This is a genomic window from Streptococcus mitis, from assembly GCF_001579045.1.
In the GTDB taxonomy this organism is placed as follows: Bacteria; Bacillota; Bacilli; order Lactobacillales; family Streptococcaceae; genus Streptococcus; species Streptococcus mitis_D.
Genome location: NZ_KQ970263.1, coordinates 218,524 through 235,102 on the forward strand (window position 1 = coordinate 218,524; position 16,579 = coordinate 235,102).

Annotated in this window: 12 protein-coding genes and 1 pseudogene; 4 read left to right on the forward strand and 9 right to left on the reverse strand. The window is 42.5% G+C overall.

Annotated features, from left to right (window positions below):
• The first annotated feature begins 79 nt into the window (after nt 1-79).
• Complete coding sequence (locus SMIDD28_RS07250; RefSeq protein ID WP_061425441.1) at nt 80-4,204, forward strand: pullulanase; 4,125 nt, start codon at nt 80-82, stop codon at nt 4,202-4,204.
• Nucleotides 4,205-4,237: 33 nt separating this feature from the next.
• Nucleotides 4,238-4,336 (forward strand): LPXTG cell wall anchor domain-containing protein, encoded by a 99-nt coding sequence (locus SMIDD28_RS12560; RefSeq protein WP_416069025.1) that lies wholly within the window; start codon nt 4,238-4,240, stop codon nt 4,334-4,336.
• 99 nt (nt 4,337-4,435) lie between these two features.
• On the opposite strand, the gene SMIDD28_RS07255 is transcribed toward SMIDD28_RS12560, so the two are convergent.
• The 9 genes and pseudogenes from SMIDD28_RS07255 to ruvB form a co-directional block, all read right to left on the reverse strand.
• Complete coding sequence (locus SMIDD28_RS07255; protein WP_061425442.1) at nt 4,436-5,485, reverse strand: LLM class flavin-dependent oxidoreductase; 1,050 nt, start codon at nt 5,483-5,485, stop codon at nt 4,436-4,438.
• Nucleotides 5,486-5,601: 116 nt separating this feature from the next.
• Nucleotides 5,602-7,410 carry a glutamine--fructose-6-phosphate transaminase (isomerizing) gene (gene glmS / locus SMIDD28_RS07260; protein ID WP_061425443.1) on the reverse strand — a complete coding sequence of 603 codons (1,809 nt, stop codon included), beginning with the start codon at nt 7,408-7,410 and terminating at the stop codon, nt 5,602-5,604.
• A gap of 191 nt (nt 7,411-7,601) precedes the next feature.
• A pseudogene (gene bglA / locus SMIDD28_RS07265) lies at nt 7,602-8,981 on the reverse strand (6-phospho-beta-glucosidase).
• Between the two features lie 98 nt (nt 8,982-9,079).
• Nucleotides 9,080-10,933: a proline--tRNA ligase gene (locus tag SMIDD28_RS07270; RefSeq protein WP_061425444.1), complete on the reverse strand. Its 1,854-nt coding sequence runs from the start codon at nt 10,931-10,933 to the stop codon at nt 9,080-9,082.
• A gap of 12 nt (nt 10,934-10,945) precedes the next feature.
• A complete protein-coding gene (gene rseP, locus SMIDD28_RS07275; protein WP_061425445.1) occupies nt 10,946-12,205 on the reverse strand; it encodes an RIP metalloprotease RseP in 1,260 nt (419 codons plus the stop codon).
• Between the two features lie 21 nt (nt 12,206-12,226).
• Nucleotides 12,227-13,030 (reverse strand): phosphatidate cytidylyltransferase, encoded by an 804-nt coding sequence (locus SMIDD28_RS07280; RefSeq protein WP_049540615.1) that lies wholly within the window; start codon nt 13,028-13,030, stop codon nt 12,227-12,229.
• A gap of 8 nt (nt 13,031-13,038) precedes the next feature.
• On the reverse strand, nt 13,039-13,797 hold the full coding sequence (locus SMIDD28_RS07285) for an isoprenyl transferase (protein WP_000466723.1): 759 nt from the start codon (nt 13,795-13,797) through the stop codon (nt 13,039-13,041).
• Nucleotides 13,798-14,027: 230 nt separating this feature from the next.
• Nucleotides 14,028-14,600, reverse strand: a complete 573-nt coding sequence (locus SMIDD28_RS07290) for a nucleotidyltransferase family protein (RefSeq protein ID WP_061425446.1) — start codon at nt 14,598-14,600, stop codon at nt 14,028-14,030.
• Nucleotides 14,581-15,579 carry a Holliday junction branch migration DNA helicase RuvB gene (gene ruvB, locus SMIDD28_RS07295; protein ID WP_009014280.1) on the reverse strand — a complete coding sequence of 333 codons (999 nt, stop codon included), beginning with the start codon at nt 15,577-15,579 and terminating at the stop codon, nt 14,581-14,583. Before ruvB ends, SMIDD28_RS07290 begins: the two co-directional genes overlap by 20 nt.
• A gap of 133 nt (nt 15,580-15,712) precedes the next feature.
• On the opposite strand from ruvB, the gene SMIDD28_RS11235 reads away from it, so the two are divergent.
• Both SMIDD28_RS11235 and SMIDD28_RS11240 read left to right on the forward strand, forming a co-directional pair.
• Nucleotides 15,713-15,805 carry a type I toxin-antitoxin system Fst family toxin gene (locus SMIDD28_RS11235; RefSeq protein WP_000970382.1) on the forward strand — a complete coding sequence of 31 codons (93 nt, stop codon included), beginning with the start codon at nt 15,713-15,715 and terminating at the stop codon, nt 15,803-15,805.
• 341 nt (nt 15,806-16,146) lie between these two features.
• A complete protein-coding gene (locus tag SMIDD28_RS11240) occupies nt 16,147-16,239 on the forward strand; it encodes a type I toxin-antitoxin system Fst family toxin (protein ID WP_050207591.1) in 93 nt (30 codons plus the stop codon).
• Nucleotides 16,240-16,579 lie beyond the last annotated feature (340 nt).

Sequence of the window (16,579 nt, forward strand, 5' to 3'; positions counted from 1 at the left end):
TTTAATTCAAGGAAAACGCTTGCATCTTATTTTACTAAGTGCTATACTGATAAAGAAATTTATTTATAGGTGAATGATTATGAAAAAAACAACTTCTCAAACTGAGAAAAAAATGGTCTACAGCATCCGTTCCCTCAAGAATGGAACTGGCTCTGTCCTTATCGGCGCAAGCCTTATCCTACTTGCCATGGCTACACCAACTATCTCAGCTAACGAAAATACTACAACCACTAACGCAAGTAATAGTGAAACTACTACTGCCCTTGCCCAACCTCTTACTGATGCAACAAACATCGCTGGCAAGAACGAAAGCGATATTTCTTCAACTGACAATGCAAACGCTTCCCTAGAGAAAAAAGAAGAAAAACCTGCAACAGAGCCAACAACTCCTGCTGCAAGCTCAACTGATCCAGCACCACAAACTGGACAAGATCGTTCAAGTGAGCCAACGACTTCTACTAGTCCAGTAACGACTGAAACTAAAGCGGAAGAGCCAATCGAAGACAACTACTTCCGTATCCACGTCAAAAAACTTCCTGAAGAAAACAAGGATGCTCAAGGACTATGGACTTGGGACGATGTTGAAAAACCTTCTGAAAATTGGCCGAACGGAGCCTTGTCCTTCAATGATGCCAAAAAAGATGACTATGGCTACTACCTAGATGTCAAATTAAAGGGAGAACAAGCCAAGAAAATTAGCTTCCTCATCAATAATACAGCTGGGAAAAATCTAACCGGCGATAAATCGGTAGAAAAACTGGCACCAAAGATGAATGAGGCTTGGTTGGACCAAGATCACAAGGTTTTCTCTTACGAACCACAGCCTGCAGGAACTATTCGCGTCAACTATTACCGCACCGACGGCAAATATGACAAGAAATCTCTTTGGTACTGGGGAGATGTGAAAGAGCCAAGTAGTGGTGAATGGCCTAATGGAACAGACTTTACTGCCACAGGCAAATATGGTCGCTATATCGATATTCCACTCAAAGATGCAGCTAAAGACCTTGGATTTTTATTACTAGACAGAAACAAACAAGGAGACGATGTGAAAATCCGTAAAGAAGATTATAAGTTCACAGATTTGAAAAATCATAGCCAAATTTTCCTAAAAGATGATGACGAAACGATTTACACAAATCCATACTATGTGCACGATATCCGCATGACAGGGGCTCAGCACGTAGGAACTTCTAGCATTGAAAGTAGTTTTTCAACACTAGTCGGTGCCAAAAAAGAAGATATCCTCAAACACTCCAACATCACTAATCACCTAGGAAACAAGGTAACTATTACCGATGTTGCAATCGATGAAGCTGGTAAGAAAGTGATCTACAGTGGAGATTTCTCGGACACAAAACATCCTTATACCGTGAGCTACAACGCTGACCACTTCACTACCAAAACAAGCTGGCGCCTTAAAGATGAGACTTATAGTTATGATGGCAAACTGGGAGCTGACCTAAAAGAAGAAGGAAAACAAGTTGATTTAACCCTTTGGTCACCAAGTGCTGATAAGGTTTCTGTTGTTGTCTACGACAAGAATAACCCTGAAAAAGTGGTTGGAACTGTCGCTCTTGAAAAAGGGGAAAGAGGAACTTGGAAACAAACTCTAGATAGCACAAACAAACTAGGAATCACGAATTTCACTGGCTACTATTATCAATACCAAATCGAGCGTCAGGGGAAAACTGTTCTTGCACTCGATCCTTACGCTAAATCTCTCGCTGCTTGGAATAGTGACGATGCCAAAATCGACGATGCCCATAAAGTGGCTAAAGCCGCCTTTGTAGATCCAACCAAACTAGGACCTCAAGACTTGACTTATGGTAAGATTCACAACTTTAAGACTCGTGAAGATGCCGTTATCTACGAAGCTCATGTGCGTGACTTCACTTCAGATCCTGCCATTGCAAAAGACTTGACCAAACCATTTGGTACCTTTGAAGCCTTTATTGAAAAACTAGACTATCTCAAAGACTTAGGTGTGACCCACATCCAGCTCCTTCCAGTCTTGTCTTACTACTTTGTCAATGAATTGAAAAACCATGAACGCTTGTCTGACTATGCTTCAAGCAACAGCAACTACAACTGGGGATATGACCCTCAAAACTACTTCTCATTGACTGGTATGTACTCAAGCGATCCTAAAAATCCAGAAAAACGAATCGCAGAATTTAAAAACCTCATCAACGAAATCCACAAACGTGGCATGGGAGCTATCCTGGACGTCGTTTATAACCACACAGCCAAGGTCGATATCTTCGAAGACCTAGAGCCAAACTACTACCACTTTATGGATGCAGATGGCACACCTCGAACTAGCTTTGGTGGTGGACGCTTGGGGACAACCCACCATATGACCAAACGACTCCTAGTTGACTCTATCAAATACCTAGTTGATACCTACAAAGTGGATGGCTTCCGTTTCGATATGATGGGAGACCACGATGCGGCTTCTATCGAAGAAGCCTACAAGGCTGCACGCGCCCTCAATCCAAATCTAATCATGCTGGGTGAAGGTTGGAGAACCTATGCTGGTGATGAAAATATGCCTACTAAAGCTGCTGACCAAGATTGGATGAAGCATACCGATACTGTAGCAGTCTTCTCAGACGACATCCGTAACAACCTCAAGTCTGGTTATCCAAACGAAGGTCAACCTGCCTTTATCACAGGTGGCAAGCGTGATATCAACACTATCTTCAAAAATCTCATTGCTCAACCAACCAACTTTGAAGCAGATAGTCCTGGAGATGTTATCCAGTATATCGCGGCCCATGATAACTTGACTCTATTTGACATCATCGCCCAATCTATTAAAAAAGACCCAAGCAAGGGTGAAAACTATGCTGAAATCCATCGTCGTTTGCGACTTGGAAACCTCATGGTCTTGACAGCTCAAGGAACTCCATTTATCCACTCTGGTCAGGAATATGGTCGCACCAAACAATTCCGTGACCCAGCCTACAAGACTCCAGTAGCAGAGGATAAGGTTCCAAACAAATCTCACTTGTTGCGTGATAAGGACGGCAATCCATTTGACTATCCTTACTTCATCCATGACTCTTACGATTCGAGTGATGCTATTAACAAGTTTGACTGGACTAAGGCTACAGATGGAAAAGCATATCCTGAAAATGTCAAGAGCCGTGACTATATGAAAGGGTTGATTGCCCTTCGTCAATCGACAGATGCTTTCCGACTTAAGAGTCTTCAAGATATCAAAGACCGTGTTCATCTCATCACTGTCCCAGGCCAAAATGGTGTAGAAAAAGAGGATGTAGTGATTGGCTACCAAATCACTGCTCCAAACGGTGATATCTACGCAGTCTTTGTCAATGCGGATGAAAAAGCTCGTGAATTTAACTTGGGAACTGCCTTCGCACATCTAAGAAATGCTGAAGTTTTGGCAGATGAAAACCAAGCAGGACCAGTCGGAATCGCCAACCCGAAAGGACTTGAATGGACTGAAAAAGGCTTGAAATTAAACGCCCTTACAGCTACTGTTCTTCGAGTCTCTCAAAATGGAACTAGCCATGAGTCAACTGCAGAAGACAAACCAGACTCAACCCCTTCCAAGCCTGAACATCAAAATGAAGCTTCTCACCCTGAACATCAAGATCCAGCTCCAGAAGCTAAAACTGATTCTACTAAACCATCTGCAACAGTAGCTGATGCAGAAAATAAACCTAGCCAAGCTACAACTGGTTCACAAGCTGAACAACCACATAAGGACAATAATACTCAATCACTTCCATCTACGCCTACTCAAACCATTGTCACTTCCTATACTCCAGCTTATACAAATAAGAAACCGGAAACTCCAAATCAGACAACTAAAGCTAGTTGGAAACAAGAAAATGGCATCTGGTATTTCCATAAAGCAGACGGTTCTCTAGCTACTGGTTGGGTGAAAGATGGAGATACTTGGTATTACCTAAAAGATGATGGCTCTATGGTTACTGGCTGGGTGAAAGATGGTAATGTTTGGTACTTCCTAAATAGTAACGGTTCTATGTCAACCGGTTGGGTTAAGGATGGAGATACTTGGTACTATCTTGAGCCATCAGGAGCTATGAAAGAAAATCAATGGTTTGAAGTTTCTGGCAAATGGTACTATGTTGATTCATCAGGTAAACTTGCAGTTAATACAAGAGTTGAAGGCTATTTGGTCAATGAAAACGGTGAATGGGTTAGCTAAAACTGCTACTGTATAACCTTTGAATAGCTAGATATAACTAAGCACAACGATTACAAACTCCTGTTTGCAGGAATTAGTCTCCTTGCCCTTCTAGGTCTCGGGTTCTTGCTAAAAAACAAAAAAGAGAACTAAACTAGCCCTCCTATAGAAAAATCCCCTGAGTCTCAATGCTCGGGGGATTGATTTTTGTACAATATTTGTTTTCCTAATAAACTTGATTAGGATTTTTTATTAAGCCTCTGTCATGGCAAAATAAGCCCGTACTTTTGGAGCCACTTGCGTTCCGAAAAGTTCAATAGCTCTCAGTACTTGTTCATGAGGCATAGAACCAAGAGGTAGGTGCAACATAAAGCGGTCCAAGCTTAAATCCTCAATCATGCGAATCAATTTTTCTGCCACCTGATCTGGATTGCCCACAAACATGGCACCATTGGGTCCAACTTGCTCCAAATATTGTTCATAACGCAATTCCTGCCAGTGTGGACGGTCTTTGGAAATAGCATCCACCACTTGCTTGGTCGGATGGAAATAATCTTTCACCGCCTGCTCGCCATCTTCAGCAATCCAACCCCAAGAATGGGCTCCAACCTTTAGTTCCTGACTGGCATGACCCGCTTCGCTCCCAATCTCACGATAAGCCTGAATCAACTTTTTAAAATAACGAGGGTTGCCACCAATAATAGCATAGACAATCGGCAGCCCCGCATGAGCAATCTTCACTGTTGATTCGACATGACCACCTGTCGCTATCCACAAGGGTAATTTGTCCTGAACTGGACGAGGATAGACTTCTTTGCCAGAGATTGTTTGGCTCAATCGACCTTGCCAGTCTAACTTGGTCTTTTCATTGACTAACTGAAGCAAGTCTAATTTCTCATCAAAAAGGGCTTCGTAGTCTTTCAAATCATATCCAAACAAGGGAAAAGATTCCGTGAAAGATCCCCTTCCAGCCATAATCTCCGCTCGGCCATTTGACAAAGCATCGATAGTGGCATATTGTTGGAACAAACGAATCGGATCCATACTTGAGAGAATGCTGACTGCACTGGTCAAACGGATTTTCTTGGTATTGACTGCCCCAGCTGCCAGGACAATCTCTGGGGCTGATACCGCAAAATCCGCTCGATGGTGCTCACCAATCCCATACACATCCAAACCAACCTTGTCAGCCAGCTCAATCTCTGCCACCAACTGACGAATGCGTTCAGCATGACTGTATGTTTGCCCAGTCCCTTCAAGCTCCGTTGTTTCCCCAAATGTTGAAATTCCCAATTCTACCATATCCATTCTCCCTATCTACTCTGTCCTTCAATTTGAAAAATTATTCTAACACGAATCTTGAGTACAAGCAACCCATTTGCTCACAAGAAAAAGCCTAGATAACTAGACTTTTTAGCTTATTCTACCGTTACTGACTTAGCAAGGTTACGTGGTTTGTCCACATCAAGCCCACGGTGGAGTGTTGCAAAGTAAGCGACTAATTGCGTTGGTACAACCATTGAGATTGGTGAGAGGTAAGGGTGGACGGTCGTAAGGACGATATCATCTGTCTCTTTAGCAACATTTTCTTCTGCGATAGTGAGAACCTTGGCACCACGGGCTGCCACCTCTTGGATATTTCCACGAGTATGGTTGGCAAGGACTGGATCTGACAAGAGCGCCAAGACAGGTGTCCCTTCTTCAATCAAGGCAATGGTTCCATGCTTGAGTTCTCCTGCCGCAAAACCTTCACACTGGATGTAAGAAATCTCTTTAAGTTTAAGGCTTGCTTCCATAGCTACGTAGTAATCTTGACCACGCCCAATATAAAAGGCATTGCGAGTTGTTTCGAGAAGCTCACGAACCTTGGCTTCAATGGTTTCTTTCTCTGAAAGAGTTGATTCGATAGACTGAGCTACGATTGACAACTCATGAACCAGGTCAAAGGCTTGTGCTTTATCATTGCCGTTTGCTTCACCGACTGCTTTTGCAAGGAAGGCAAGGGCTGCAATTTGTGCTGTATAAGCCTTAGTTGATGCTACCGCAATTTCAGGTCCTGCATGAAGAAACATGGTATGGTTAGCTTCACGAGAAAGAGTTGAACCTGGTACGTTTGTCACTGTCAAGCTCGGAATTCCCATTTCATTAGCCTTGACCAAAACCTGACGGCTATCCGCTGTTTCACCAGACTGGCTGATAAAGATGAAGAGTGGTTTCTTGCTGAGAAGTGGCATACCGTAGCCCCACTCAGATGAGATTCCAAGTTCAACTGGTGTATCTGTCAATTCTTCCAACATCTTCTTAGAAGCAAATCCTGCATGGTAAGATGTTCCAGCTGCAAGGATGTAGATACGGTCTGCGTCTTGAACAGCCTGTATGATAGCTGGGTCTACTACTACTTGACCAGCCTCATCTGTGTAGGCTTGGATGAGTTTACGCATAACCGTTGGTTGCTCATCAATTTCCTTGAGCATGTAGTAAGGATAAGTTCCCTTACCGATATCTGACAAGTCAAGTTCAGCAGTGTAACTAGCACGCTCACGACTGTTGCCATCATAGTCTTGAACTTCCACACTATCCGCCTTGACGATTACCAACTCTTGGTCATGAATTTCCATGTATTGGTTGGTTTCACGAATCATAGCCATAGCGTCTGAGCAGACCATGTTGTAGCCTTCCCCAAGACCAATCAAAAGTGGTGATTTATTCTTAGCTACGTAGATAACTTCAGGGTCTTGTGAGTCAACCAAGGCAAAGGCATAAGAACCACGGATGATATGAAGAGCTTTTTTGAAGGCTTCAAGAACTGAGAGACCTTCTTCTTCCGCAAATTTTCCAATCAAGTGAACGGCAATTTCAGTGTCTGTTTGCCCCTTAAAGTGGTGACCTGCAAGGTATTCTTCCTTGATTTCAAGGTAGTTCTCAATGACCCCATTGTGAACCAAGACAAAACGTTCTGTCTCAGAGCGGTGTGGGTGAGCATTGTCTTCCGTTGGTTTCCCGTGAGTCGCCCAACGAGTATGTCCGATACCAGTTGTACCCTCAACACCAGCTGTCTTAGCAGATAATTCTGCGATACGACCGACAGCCTTGACTAGGTGATTTTCAGCACCACCTAGGACAAAAATCCCCGCAGAATCATAGCCACGGTATTCGAGCTTTTCAAGCCCTTGAATCAAAATATCAGTTGCATTTGTGTTTCCAACAACACCAACAATTCCACACATAGTATATACGACACAGACCAGCTGTGCTTTCTCCTTAAAATTGGTATAGTCTAATTCCTCTTTTATAGAATCAGCAAAAACAGTATATACTTGTTTCTTTAACTTGTCAAGAGTAAAAATTGGTATAGTTCAAATTACGCTCCTGTAAGCAAAAAACTCTGACCAATTAGGATAATCAGTCAGAGTCCTTTTTAAAATCCATTATTATCACTTAGTTCCTTGAACCAGTGCCCTGATTTCTTCAGACGCCGTTCTTGCGTTTTCAAGTCTAATTCAACCAAACCATAGCGATTTTTATAACTATTGAGCCATGACCAGCAATCGATAAAGGTCCAAATCAAGTATCCCTTACAATTGGCTCCGTCTTCAATGGCACGGTGAAGTTCACGCAGATGACCTTTTACAAAGTCAATACGGTAATCATCTTGAATCATCCCATCTTGACGGAATTTTTCTTCCCCTTCAACACCCATACCATTCTCTGTCAACATCCACTCGATATTGCCATAATTTTCCTTGATATTTTGGGCGATGTCATAAATCCCTTGCTCATAAATTTCCCAGCCACGATGAGGATTGATTTTACGTCCAGGCATTACATAAGGCTCGTAAAAATGTTCTGGCAAGAGTGGATTCTCTGGATGCTTCGCAAATCGAGGTGCCATAACGCGCAAAGGTTGATAGTAATTGACACCAAGGAAGTCTACCGTATTATCACGAATGACTTCCAACTCTTCCTCTGTGGCATCAGGCAAGAGACCGTGTTCATGCAAGATTTCTACCAACTCCTGTGGATAAGTCCCCAAAACAGACGGATCTAAGAAAGATTGAGCCTGAAAAAGATCCGCAATGCGAGCTGCTTTGACATCAGCAGGATGCTGACTACGTGGATAAGCCAGTGTCAAGTTTAAGACAATCCCAATCTTGGAATCAGGCAAGAGTTCATGGCAGGCCTTGACCGCCCGGCTGCTAGCTAATTGTGTGTGGTAGGCTACTTTAACGGCTGCCTCTGCATCAACCTTATGTGGATAATGGGCATCGTAAAAATAGCCAAATTCTACAGGAACGATAGGCTCGTTAAAGGTAATCCATTGATCCACTAAATCTCCATAAGTCTCAAAACAAAAACGAGCATAGTCTTCATAATCTGAAACTGTCGCCTTATTTTCCCAACCATAACCAGCTTCTTGAAGGGCAAAAGGCAAATCAAAGTGGTAGAGATTGACTAAAAGACGAATCCCCTTAGACTTAATAGCCTCAAAGACCTTACGATAGAAATCCACACCTTGAGGGTTGACTTTTCCACAGCCTTGTGGAAAAATCCTTGACCACTGAATAGAAGTCCGAAAGGCTGTGTGACCAGTCGCTAACAAGAGCTCAATATCCTGTTCCCAATTTTCATAAAAGGTCGATGTCTTATCTGGACCAATCCCATTATAGTAACGATTTGGCTCCACTTGCTACCAATAATCCCAGAGATTATCTCCCTTACCGTCACCAGCTATACGTCCTTCTGTTTGTGGTCCAGAAGTAGAGGAACCCCAGACAAAATCCTTTGGAAATCTTAGCATACATTTACCTCTTTATCTACTCATTTTTCCCATTATATAGAAAAAACAAGGTAAAAACTAGTTACATTTTTTCCTTGTTTTTCTTCTGATTATAGTTTTTATTTCTTGCTGAGGATTTCAAGCGTTTCAAGTAAGTTATCTGCATGAACTTCGATAGTATCACCAGTCGCTTTAATCTTAACTTCTACGATGCCATCAGCCGCTTTCTTCCCAACAGTGATGCGGATTGGCAATCCAATCAAGTCACTGTCACTGAATTTAACACCAACACGTTCGTTACGGTCATCTGTCAAGACTTCATAACCAGCTCCCATCAAGCTTGCTTCAAGTTTTTCTGTCAGAGCTTGTGCTTCTTCGTCCTTGACATTGACAGTAATCAAGTGCACATCAAATGGTGCCAATTCTTTAGGGAAGTTGATACCCCAAGCGTAACGGTATTCACCTTTTGGCGTTTTATTAACAAAGAGGCGAGCGTGTTGCTCCATCACTGCTGAAAGGAGACGGCTGACACCAATACCGTAACATCCCATGATAATTGGCACAGCACGGCCATTTTCATCCAAAACATCTGCTCCCATGCTTGCTGAATAACGAGTACCGAGTTTGAAGATGTGACCAATTTCGATACCACGCGCAAAGTTAAGGACACCTTGTCCGTCTGGTGAAATTTCACCCTCACGAACTTCACGGATATCCACATATTCTGCAGTAAAGTCACGACCTGGGTTCACACCAGTCAAGTGGTAGCCATCTTCGTTAGCACCCACAACTGCATTATGGACATCTTGCACCTTACGGTCTGCAATGATTTTAACATTCTCTGGCAAACCAACTGGGCCAAGTGAACCAAATCCTGCTTGTACAAGATTCGCCACTTCTTCTTCGCTAGCAACATCAAAGAAATCTGCTCCCAAGTGGTTTTTCAACTTAACTTCGTTGAGTTGGTCATTTCCAACTAGAAGGGCCGCAACAAGCTCACCATCTGCCATGTAGAAGAGGGTTTTAATCGTTTGTTCTTCTGGAACATTGAGGAAAGCTGCAACTTCATCAATTGATTTAACATCTGGAGTTGCAACACGAGTCACTTCTTCTTCAGCGACAACACGGTTGCTTGGTTTGTACTCGTTTGTTGCCATTTCCAAGTTAGCCGCATAGCTAGACTCACTTGAGTAAGCAATGGTATCTTCACCAGAAACCATCCATTTGAGCAATTCTGCCTTGATTTCTTCTTGCACTTCTGTAGGAATTTCATCAAATGAGGCAACTGACTTATCCAAGACAACCCAGCGGTCAAGGTCTGTACGAGCAGGTGTAATGGCCATAAATTCTTGGCTGTCCTTACCACCCATAGCTCCACCGTCACCAATGATAGCCTTGAAGTCTAAACCACTACGAGTAAAAATACGCTCATAAGCAGCCTTGTATTCATCATACGTTACATCCAAGCTGTCGTAGTTAGCGTGGAAGCTATAACCATCTTTCATGATAAACTCACGCGTACGAAGAAGTCCATTACGTGGACGTTTTTCATCACGGTATTTAGGCTGGATTTGGTACAAGTTCAATGGTAATTGCTTGTAAGACTTAACAGAATCACGGACAATCGCTGTGAAGGTTTCTTCGTGAGTTGGTCCTAAGATAAAGTCAGAGGACTCACGATTTTTCAATTTATAAAGGTCTTCACCATAAGTTTCGTAACGACCTGATTCGCGCCACAATTCTGCACTAAGAAGGGCAGGAGCCAACATCTCAACAGCACCAATCTTATCAAATTCTTGGCGCATGATATTTTTAGCTTTTTCAATCACACGATTAGCAAGTGGTAGGTAAGAATAAACACCTGCAGATACTTGACGAACATAACCAGCTCGCAACATAAGAGCATGGCTGATAACTTGAGCATCGCTTGGCATTTCGCGAAGCGTTGGGATAGGCATTTTACTTTGTTTCATAATATTCCTCGATTATCTAAAAAAGAGTCGCATAATGTCATTCCAGGTCACAGCAATCATCAAGACAACCATGATGACCACTCCAGCCAAGGTGACATAAGTTTCAATTTCTTGTTTTAATGGTTTGCGGCGGATGGCTTCTAGGATATTGAGCACAATCTTACCACCATCCAAGGCTGGAATCGGAATAAGATTAAAAATCCCAATATTGATGGAAATCATTGCCAAGAAGTACAAGACATTCTCAATTCCATTTTTAGCAGCATCACTACTTTCCTTAAAGATAGCAACAGGGCCTCCTAGCTTGTTCAAATCCGGTTGGAAAATCAGATTTTTCAGAGCTGAGAGAATTCGGAGAGCTGAGTCAGCAGCAGTTGTAAAACCACCTACAAACATGGATAGAAAATCTGACTTAATCCCCGGTTGAACACCTAGAAGGTAACGGCCTTGACTTTCTTCCGGAGTAACCGTAACTTGTTTGTCACTACCCTTTTCAGAAATAGTCACATCCAAGGTCGGGGCCGTCTTATCTTTGGTTTCTGATTCCACAGCCTGAATCAAACTTTCCCAGTTGCTAATCTCATGTGAACCAATCTTGGTAATCTGTGCCGTTTCTGCCACTCCTACCTTAGCCAAAGCCCCTTGGGGCATGACATGAAACTGGTTGGTATCAACATCTCTGACGCCACCCTGCATAAAGATTAAAATCCAGAAAACAACGACACCTAAGATAAAGTTGTTCATAGGGCCTGCAAAGTTGGTAATCAGTTTCCCCCAGATAGTCGCATTTTGATATTGAACATCTAAAGGTGCAATCCGAACTTCAGTACCATCTGCTTCCACAACCGTTGCATCGTGATCCACTGCAAATGTTTTTTCTTCTTCCAGAACCAATCCTTTGATAAAGAGCTTGTCTTCAAAGTCAAACTGGGTCACCTGCATAGGGAGGGCTGTTTGATCCAACTTTTTACCTGAAAGATTAATGCGTTTAACCTTACCATCGTCAGTAAGTGTCAAACTGACAGGAGTACCTGTCTTGATTTCAGTCGTATCATCGCCCCAACCAGCCATACGAACATAGCCACCCAGAGGCAAGATTCGAATGGTATAGGCCGTCCCGTCCTTACCAATGTGAGCAAAGATTTTGGGTCCCATACCGATGGCAAATTCACGCACTAGAATTCCTGATTTCTTGGCAAAGTAGAAGTGTCCGAACTCGTGCACCACTACAATAATCCCAAAAACCAGAATAAAGGTTAAAATTCCGAGCATAGTATTTCCTCCGTCTTTTGATTAAAAGAGTCCAAACAAGTGCATGATTGGAAATACAAGCAACATACTATCGAAACGATCCAAAACACCACCATGTCCAGGGATAAATTTCCCAGAATCCTTAACACCAAAGTGACGCTTAATCGAACTTTCTAGTAAGTCACCAAATTGTCCAGCAATGCTAAAGAAAATAGCAAAGACTGACATCTTGTAAATTCCATACGGAAGAGCAACTGTACTGTCAAACATCATAAAGATGATGGTTACTAAAATAGCACCTAAAATACCACCCAAGGCACCCTCAAAGGTTTTATTTGGAGAAACTGTCGGAGCTAATTTTCGTTTACCATAGTTCATCCCAACAAGATAGGCACCACTGTCTGTTGCCCAGACGATACACAAGGCCAAGAGAGCCTTATCTAAACCTGCAACGCGAGCATCTAGTAAAGCATTAAATCCAAAGCCAACATAGAAACTCATAGCAAGAGGGAAAACAGCGTCCTCAATCGTATAAGACTTGCTAAAAACGGTCGTTCCTAACATGATTGAAATCAAAACACTATAGGCAACCACATTCCCATCAACTGGTAAAAAAGTCAGATAATTCTCCAAGGGAATGGTCAAAGCAAAGGTTGCAAAGAGGGTTAAGAGGCCCTCCATCGTCATGGTCTCTAGACCTCTCATCTTCAAAAGTTCATGCATGGCTAGCATGGCTATGATTCCAATTGCTATCTGAAGCAAGAGGCCCCCAATCATTAAAATTGGTAGGAAAATAGCCAGGGCAATCCCTGCAAACAAGGTTCTTTTCTGTAAATCCTGTGTCATATTTCCTCCTAAACTCCTCCAAATCGGCGATGACGACGATTGTAGGCAAGAATGGCTTCCTGCAAGGCTATCTCGTCAAAATCAGGCCACAAGGTGTCCGTAAAATAGAGCTCACTGTAGGCTCCCTGCCATGGAAGGAAATTGCTCAAACGCAATTCTCCACTGGTACGAATAATCAAGTCTGGGTCTCGTAACTCCTTAGGCAAATGCTGGGTAAAAAGATAGTTGCCAATCAATTCCTCTGTGATGTCACCTGGGTTGATTTTAGCATCTAAAACATCCTGGGAAATCAACTTAAGAGCCTGTGTAATCTCAGCACGTCCACCATAGTTGAGGGCAAAATTAAGAATCAAACCTGTGTTGTTCTTAGTCAATTCCTCAGCCTTGGTCAGAGCTTCAAAGGTTTGCTTAGGTAGGCGATCCGTTTCCCCAATCATTTGAATCTTAACATTATTCGCATGCAGTTCCGGGACATAATTATCATAAAACTCTACTGGCAAGTTCATGATAAACTTGACTTCCTGATCGGGACGAGTCCAGTTTTCTGTAGAAAAAGCATAGACCGTAATAACCTTGACGCCTAGTTTGTTGGCTGCCTTGGTTACAGTTTGCAATGCTTCCATGCCCGCCTTATGTCCGAAAACCCGCGGTTGCATACGTTTTTTAGCCCAACGGCCATTCCCATCCATGATGATGCCGATATGAGCAGGAACCTGTGTCGGAACCTCTACTTCCACAGCCTTATCTTTCTTAAAAAATCCAAACATGATCTTATTCCTATTCAAAAATCTATCGTTTCATTATACCATATTTCCCCATTTTCTTCTATCGCTAAGCTATTTACTCTCAGACACCAAGTCCATTTTTCAAAAAAATAAGTCGCCTGATTGGGCGACTCTATTTTTATAGGGAGATTATTATGAAAAAGTTTTAGGAGTTTAAGTTAAGGTCTTCTTAACTTATGTACTTAGTATACACTCCCTAGCTTAAAGTTTCCTTAAGTATCTTTTAAAATTAAATTTTTCCATCTCTCCTGCCAATTTTTCTTGGATAATCGTGTTTGATAGAGAGCCATTCTGTCTTCATTCTCTAAAAAATGAGGAGTTGGACGAACTTGAAAATTCAAAATTTCCTCCAAACCATAAGGTGCATAGAGTTCAAAATCGGATTCTTCATTCAAGCGTAGTCCAACAGCCGTACATCGTTCTGGATACTTACTCATAGCATCACAAGAGCTGCTATAGGGAGCCGTATGAGGGCTATGCTGGTGCATATAGACTTGATTTTTCAACTCCCACTGATACTGAGGAAAGTCCTCTCTCAGCTTTTTCTCTAGGGACAAGGTTTCCTCATAAGAAATATCTGGATCAAAGAAAATCACATCTACATCTGTTTTACAGTCAAAAGGGAATTTGTCTGATAAGAGATTCCAGATGAAATTTCTGACAGAACCCGCTGCCAACCACGAGTCTTTCAGACCAAGGTTTCGGATGATCGTCAGAATAGCCATCATATCTGGATTTTTTCTAAAAGCCTCTAGAATTTCTTGCTTATTTTTCATTGTACTCATACCCCAAATGCTCATATGCCTTAGCAGTCGCCACCCGTCCAGACCGTGTCCGCATGATAAAACCTTTCTGGATTAGGTAAGGTTCGTACATGTCCTCCACCGTCTCGCGCTCCTCGGCAATATTAACAGAAAGAGTTCCTAATCCGACAGGGCCACCACCGTACATCTCAATCATGGTCCGAAGGATTTTCTGGTCCACATAGTCCAGACCTTCATGGTCAACATCCAGCATGGTCAAAGCTTTATCGGTAATAACATCATCGATAACCCCATTCCCCATTATCTGGGCAAAATCGCGAACACGCTTGAGGAGACGATTGGCAATACGAGGGGTCCCACGGCTACGTAGGGCTAACTCAGACGCTGCCTCATGAGTGATTTCCATCTCAAAAATATCTGCCGTCCGCTCGACAATTTCTGTCAAGTCAGCATGGGCATAATACTCCATATGACCTGTAATCCCAAAACGTGCCCTTAGCGGATTTGAGAGCATACCAGCCCGAGTCGTCGCACCAATCAAGGTAAAAGGTGGCAACTCCAAATGAACACTGCGACTGCCTTCACCAGCCCCAATCATGATGTCAATGTAGAAGTCTTCCATGGCACTATAAAGCACCTCTTCCACAGACATGGGCAAGCGATGAATCTCATCAATAAAAAGGACATCCCCAGGCTCTAAGTCATTCAAAATCGCTACCAGATCTCCGGCTTTTTCAATGACTGGACCCGAAGTCTGCTTGAGATTAACACCCAGTTCATTGGCAATTACAAAAGCCATGGTCGTTTTTCCCAAGCCTGGAGGCCCAAATAAGAGCACATGATCCAGCGCTTCATCCCGCATTTTGGCAGCTTCGATAAAGATTTGGAGCTGGTCCTTGACCTTATCCTGTCCAATATATTCACGTAAGTACTGAGGACGGAGCGTGCGTTCTACTAACTCCTCATCCCCCATTATCTCATTATCTAAAATTCTACTCATGGCTCTATTATATCAAAAAACCAAGCCACAAACAAAAAAGCCACCTGATTAGGTTACTCCCGAGTTTGGCCCTTATGTGGTATAATATTCTACGGCACTACTACACCGCCTACGAAAGGAGGTGAGATAGCCCATGATGGAATTAGTACTCAAAACTATCATCGGACCAATTGTGGTCGGTGTCGTTCTTCGCTTAGTCGATAAATGGCTAAACAAGGACAAATAGTGTCAAAAAAGACCTCAAGCTTATTTGGTCGTGAGCTTGGGGTCTTTTCTAGCCTATGATATAGAACTAGTACTCAATTCCTTTTTATTATCCCATAGTTCACAAATTTTGTCAAAGGTTTATATTCTCATCTACTCAGCTTCTCCAACTTTAGAATCTGTCCAATAAAGTTTATAAGATTAAGTAAAAGTTATCGGAAAATGATGTTTAAAAAACTCCCCAAAAGCCTGAAATAGAGCCAAAAAACTCCACCTGATTGGGTGACTCCCGACTTTAGCACTTATCTGGTATAATATTCTACGGCACTACTACACCGCCTACGAAAGGAGGTGAGATAGCCCATGATGGAACTAATCCTTAAAACTATCATCGGACCGATTGTGGTCGGTGTCATCCTTCGCTTAGTCGATAAATGGCTAAACAAGGACAAATAGTGTCAAAAAAGACCCCAAGCTTAATGTGGAAGTTAGCTTGGGGTCTTCTCTAGTCCATGATATAGAACTAATCCTTAATTCCTCTCCATTATCCCACAGTTCACACATTTTGTCAAAGGTTTACATTCTCAGGTATGTGTCGTGATTTTTGAGAAATCCCAGATTTCCATATAAATACATGCAGATACACGAAAGGGCTAAACATTTTTGTATGCTCAGCCCTTGACAATGATTTCTTCTTATGCTATCATTTTATTGACTGAGTAATACAAGTGTGGTTTGTGTTACTCTGCGGAGTTGGAGGCTCATTTCCAACTCCTTTTTTCGTTGTTTTTTATAT

What these genes read in the sequence shown, in the direction of transcription:
- SMIDD28_RS07250 (WP_061425441.1), top strand. Translation starts at nt 80, where the DNA reads ATGAAAAAAACAACTTCTCAAACTGAGAAAAAAATGGTCTACAGCATC.
- SMIDD28_RS07255 (WP_061425442.1), bottom strand. Translation starts at nt 5,485, where the DNA reads ATGGTAGAATTGGGAATTTCAACATTTGGGGAAACAACGGAGCTTGAA.
- glmS (WP_061425443.1), bottom strand. Translation starts at nt 7,410, where the DNA reads ATGTGTGGAATTGTTGGTGTTGTTGGAAACACAAATGCAACTGATATT.
- SMIDD28_RS07270 (WP_061425444.1), bottom strand. Translation starts at nt 10,933, where the DNA reads ATGAAACAAAGTAAAATGCCTATCCCAACGCTTCGCGAAATGCCAAGC.
- rseP (WP_061425445.1), bottom strand. Translation starts at nt 12,205, where the DNA reads ATGCTCGGAATTTTAACCTTTATTCTGGTTTTTGGGATTATTGTAGTG.
- SMIDD28_RS07280 (WP_049540615.1), bottom strand. Translation starts at nt 13,030, where the DNA reads ATGACACAGGATTTACAGAAAAGAACCTTGTTTGCAGGGATTGCCCTG.
- SMIDD28_RS07285 (WP_000466723.1), bottom strand. Translation starts at nt 13,797, where the DNA reads ATGTTTGGATTTTTTAAGAAAGATAAGGCTGTGGAAGTAGAGGTTCCG.
- SMIDD28_RS07290 (WP_061425446.1), bottom strand. Translation starts at nt 14,600, where the DNA reads ATGAGTACAATGAAAAATAAGCAAGAAATTCTAGAGGCTTTTAGAAAA.
- ruvB (WP_009014280.1), bottom strand. Translation starts at nt 15,579, where the DNA reads ATGAGTAGAATTTTAGATAATGAGATAATGGGGGATGAGGAGTTAGTA.
- SMIDD28_RS11235 (WP_000970382.1), top strand. Translation starts at nt 15,713, where the DNA reads ATGATGGAATTAGTACTCAAAACTATCATCGGACCAATTGTGGTCGGT.
- SMIDD28_RS11240 (WP_050207591.1), top strand. Translation starts at nt 16,147, where the DNA reads ATGATGGAACTAATCCTTAAAACTATCATCGGACCGATTGTGGTCGGT.